Annotated in this window: 2 protein-coding genes; both read right to left on the bottom strand. The window is 34.9% G+C overall.

Going from position 1 to position 1780, the window contains the following annotated elements:
- Window positions 1-223 precede the first annotated feature (223 nt).
- Window positions 224-568, bottom strand: a complete 345-nt coding sequence (locus tag WBQ70_RS11995; protein WP_423914517.1) for a hypothetical protein — start codon at window positions 566-568, stop codon at window positions 224-226.
- 18 nt (window positions 569-586) lie between these two features.
- Complete coding sequence (locus WBQ70_RS11990; RefSeq protein WP_423914514.1) at window positions 587-1564, bottom strand: GlxA family transcriptional regulator; 978 nt, start codon at window positions 1562-1564, stop codon at window positions 587-589.
- Window positions 1565-1780 lie beyond the last annotated feature (216 nt).

Genomic DNA, 1780 nt, shown 5'->3' with positions numbered 1-1780 from the left:
AGTAAAACTAATTGAACTTAAAATTTTGGGAAAGAAACCTCCCTCTTAGCCCCAACAGCAACGGAAAGCCTTTGTGGTGGAGCAAACCATAATTTTCTTGGGCTGGCAGAGCGACCGGCGGAAGCTCCTGCCAGCCCAAGAAAATGGTTTGAAACCCATAAAGCTTGAAGTGAATGGTGGGACTGCTGTTTGTTTTAGAAACGAAATCATTCTGCTCCAAAAATCAGGAATAAACCCAATTTAAATCAGTACAATTCACTAATTCTATCGCTTCGATTGGACGGGATTGACGGAACTTTTTACCTATTTCGGCATATTTCCAAAAGAAGTTAACAGTTTTAGGAAATGGAATCTTTAAATCAGTAAATGTGTTTCTATTTTCATTTAAATCCGTTTGCCACAAGACACCATATACATAATTAACCACATCGTAAGTAGTGAAATGGAGTTTGAAATCATCACGTAACTCCTCACTATTAGCAAAACAAACCGCTCCAGACTGAAAATTATCTTTTTCAAAAGGGAGTTGGATGATTGTTTCTATTGATTTAAAAATATCCGTTTTCATTTGATGAGCATTGAGAATCTATGCTGTAATGCCTTTATTGTACTTGTTGCGATAAGCCACTGGAGTGAGTCCCGTCATTTTCTTAAAAATGTTTCTGAAAGATTTAGTATCTGTATAGCCAATTTCGAACATAACTTCGTTGATATTTTTCCTACTGTTTTCGAAATTTCGTTTGGCACATTCTATTTTAACTCTGTTGATATATTCGAGTACGGAATTGTTTGTAGCGGTTTTAAATCGTCTTTCAAAACTACGTCTTCCTAGAGCAACATGTGCTGCTAAATCCTCAATAGTAATACGGTCTTCGATGTTGTTTTCTATAAATTCCTGTGCTTTTTTGACTGCTTCATCAACATGATTTTTTTGTCCTTGGAACAAAGCAAAAGCGGCTTGACTGTCTCGATCAATGTCTATTGCAAAATATTTGGAAGCCAAAATAGCTGTGGGTCTGTCCGTGTATTTTTCGACCAAATGCAATAATAAATTCCAATACGAATTAGCACCACCACTGGAATAAATTCGGGATTCTTCAGTTAGAATACTACCATCTACCACTTCAACTTTAGGAAATAGGGTTCGAAATTCATTTTGAAATCCCCAATGGGTGGAGCATTTTTTACCATCGAGCAACCCTGTAGAAGCTAGTAAAAAAGCACCAACGCATAGGGAAGCTACCTCTGCTCCATTGTCATATTGTTCTTTTATCCATGGTAAAACATCTTTGTTTTCGTTGATAGCCGTTTGCATATCGCCAAATAAGGCTGGAATGATAATCAAATCGGTTTTCTTTACCTCACTTATTAATTGCGTTGGATTAACCGTATACAAGCCATTACTGAGTTTAATTTCTGATTTTACTCCCACTAATTGTACATCAAATAAGGGTTGTTTTTGTGCCACAGCCATAAATTGATTGACCGCTGTAAACAAATATTGAGGATCTGCTATGGCTTGCAAAACAGAAGATTCTGGAACTAAAATACTAACTTTTTTCATTTTTTTTAATTTATACCATCATTCAAAAATACCATATTTTGACGTAAATCACCCTTTACTTACCATTAAATCACTTATCCTTTAATTAATAAATCGATCTGAAAAACCATGTAGTTTTATGATTCTTGGTATTGAGATTAAATTAGTATCTTGTAATTTAATTATTTACCAACTTAAAACCGATAGAAATGAAAAAAATAACGATGATTTTAGGCC

Origin of the sequence: Flavobacterium sp., from assembly GCF_049590715.1 — a bacterium.
Lineage (GTDB): Bacteria > Bacteroidota > Bacteroidia > Flavobacteriales > Flavobacteriaceae > Flavobacterium.
This window is presented reverse-complemented; position numbering and strand designations above follow the sequence as displayed.